This window comes from Bradyrhizobium sp. STM 3809 (genome assembly GCF_000239795.1).
GTDB lineage: Bacteria > Pseudomonadota > Alphaproteobacteria > Rhizobiales > Xanthobacteraceae > Bradyrhizobium.
The window spans coordinates 1-2,769 of record NZ_CAFJ01000091.1 but is presented as its reverse complement, the minus strand read 5'-3'; the positions used below and the strand labels follow the sequence as shown (position 1 = coordinate 2,769).

General features: G+C 65.6%; 2 protein-coding genes. Both read right to left on the bottom strand.

What is annotated here, in order from left to right; genetic code table 11:
- Nucleotides 1–245 precede the first annotated feature (245 nt).
- On the bottom strand, nt 246–1,529 hold the full coding sequence (locus BRAS3809_RS04855) for a TAXI family TRAP transporter solute-binding subunit (RefSeq protein WP_008960986.1): 1,284 nt from the start codon (nt 1,527–1,529) through the stop codon (nt 246–248).
- A gap of 118 nt (nt 1,530–1,647) precedes the next feature.
- On the bottom strand, nt 1,648–2,103 hold the full coding sequence (locus tag BRAS3809_RS04850) for a DsrE family protein (protein ID WP_008960985.1): 456 nt from the start codon (nt 2,101–2,103) through the stop codon (nt 1,648–1,650).
- Nucleotides 2,104–2,769: the final 666 nt, after the last annotated feature.

The window sequence follows — 2,769 nt, the reverse complement described above, 5'->3', positions numbered from 1 at the left end:
GAAATCCATCGGACGAGCACGACGGCTCCCGCACCGATCGTGGTGGAGACAATTGCACCGCCCGCGCGGTTGCGCCTCACCCCAACCCTCTCCCCGTGAAGAACGGGGGAGAGGGAGCAGACCGCCCGAGTCTTGATAGATCGTCTCACGCCATTACGTCGACTCATCACGTCGGCCTGAGGGGAAGGGCCACGAAGCTGCATTGAAATGGCAGCTTCTGGCCTGGCCGCATCTCGCGTCCCCCCTCACTTCTGCTGCTTCCGGCTCCACTCCAGGAATGAGCGATACAGCTCGTCCTTCTCCGCCTTGCTCGGGGCCCTGGCTTGCGAGGCGAGGAAGGCGTCGAAGCGTTCCTGTTGGCTCAGGCTGCCGGTTGCCGCCGGCGGCAGGGCGACACCGGCCTCCTTCTTCATGCGCTCGAGCACGGTGTCGACATAGGGGTAGCGCCGCCAGCCCGGCACCTGGGCCTCGAGGTTGAGGTCCTTCCAGCCGGGATGGAACGGCGGCTGCTGCAGCCGGGCGAGGTTGGCGAACAGCGTGTCGACGAAACGGTTGACGCGGTCGGCGCGGTCGCTGCCCGGCTTCCAATTGTAGACCGCCAGCACCGACGGTACGGCGATCGTCTCGATCGACGCGTCCGGCGCCACCAGCCCCGGATAGGTCTCGGCCTTGATGCTGGTCGGATAGTAGAAATCCGAGAACTGCTGCGTGTACGGCACCGGCACGAAATGGAAGCCCGGATCGGCCTTCTTGCCGGCGAACAGCTCGCCGGGCTTGGAGGCGACATACACCATCGCGGCGATCTCGCCCTTGTGCAGCTTCTCCAGCGCCACCGGGCCGCCGACCGCGACCGGCTCGATGTCGATGCCGAGCCGCCGGAAGATCAGCGGTCCGGTATGCGCGGCGGCGACGCCCGCCGTGCCGACCGCGACCTTCTGGCCCTTCAGGTCCTGCAGTGTCTTGATCCCATCGCGGGCATAGATGTGCACGTCGGAGATGAAGAAGCGCAGCACGTAGCGGATGCGGTCGTTGATGTTGGAGAGGCCGGCCTGCTTGGCGTAGAAGTCGAACGCGTCGGCGTAGGTGATGGCGACGTCGACGCCGCGCAGGTACAGCAGGTCGGCGATGTTCGACGTCGTGCCGCGCGTCACCATCGGGATCAGGCGCATGTTGTCGCCGTCATCCATCGTCCGCGCCATCTCGCTGGCGAAACGCACGAAGCCGCCGTCGGGCAGGCCGGCGGCGAGACCGACGGTCCACTGGTTCATGCGCGCCTTGATGGCGGCTTCGTCAGACCCGCCGCGCTGTTCGGGCACACGGGTCTCGGAGACTCGCGTCTCGGAAACCCGCGGCTCGGCCGCCCGCCGCTCGGGCGGGCGCGCCGGCTTGAGGGAAAGCGGGGCGGCCGGCTGGTCTTGAAGCTGGTCTTGAGGCCGATCTTGCGCCCAGACCGCACCGTCGAAGGTGAAGACGGCAGCAGAGATCGTTGCCAGCGCCATCAGCGCTGGTCCAGCGAGCGTTCGACGCATGACGTAGTCCCCCCGATCGCACCCGCCCGGGTGTCCCCCGCGAGTAGGCTGCTATGACTTCAATCTGAAGTCGTGCCGGTGTGCGACTTAAACCGGGCGGATTTGCGGCGAAGACTACCTAGGGTTTCAGATAGCTCCAGCCGCTCTCCTGCAGTTCCATCAGCCTGACCGCGCCCGACGGTACCAGGCTCGCTTCCGCTACGATGGCGATCGGATGCCCCTCGCGCGTCTCCATGCCGCGCTTGGTGATGTTGCAGGCGGAGAACCTGATCTTGGCGGGAAAGCTGAGCTCGGCGATCTGCTTCAGCCGGTCCTTCACCGGCGAGGTATCCTCGCGCAGCATGTTCAGTCCGGGCCCGTAGGCGACGAGCTCGATCTCGACCTCCTCGCCCTTCTCCTTGAAGGTCTCCATGATGTTGCTGGCGTTGTTGAGCGCCAGGTTCATGATCGCCGGATCGTTCTGATCGACCTGGATCGAGACGCGATGAATCTTGACGTCGGCCGCGACACCGGCACCCGCTGATGCGATCAGCAGCGCGCAGGCGGCCGCGATGGGTCTGAGATCAAAGCGCATGCCAACTCTCCAATGACGCGGATACGCGACAACTATGTACGCTGCAGTGTGGTCGTGGTCTCCCACAACCCCCGCTGCATTCGATGGGCCCCAATCATGGCGACACTATGCGCTGCCGACGCGGCATCGCCGCACGGCCGCCGTGATCGCTCCGGCGCACCGCGTGCTCACATGGGCGACAGGTGTTCGGGGACATGGTTGACACCGTCACGATCGGCGCACGGGTACCTCGCAGTGAAAGCGGAAGCACTTGTCCACCGCTGTCGTCTCTGCGAACGCGGTGACCCATACCGCGGACGCTATCAGTCGGGCACGGTGGGCGAGATCGATTGAAACAACGGATGGTCGTGGGTGTGGTTGGCGGCCATGGAAGGACGTGGTCTCGCCAAAAATTCCGCCGTCGTCCCGGCCTTGAGCCGGGACCCATTACCACCGGCGGCGATGAGGCAGGCAACTCACAGCCGTGTCCCTCGATAGCGTCCGCAGTATGGGTCCCGGCGTTCGCCGGGACGACGGCGGAGTGTTGGGCCGCATCGGGCAAGCCGGATGCTTGCATGCTTTTGTTCGCGGCCGCCGCTGCACGACGGGCAATCCACGCATGGGACTCATGCGCCAACTGCCCGTCGCGTTACGATGCCGCAGGCCTCATCGCTTGTCGTGTCGGGC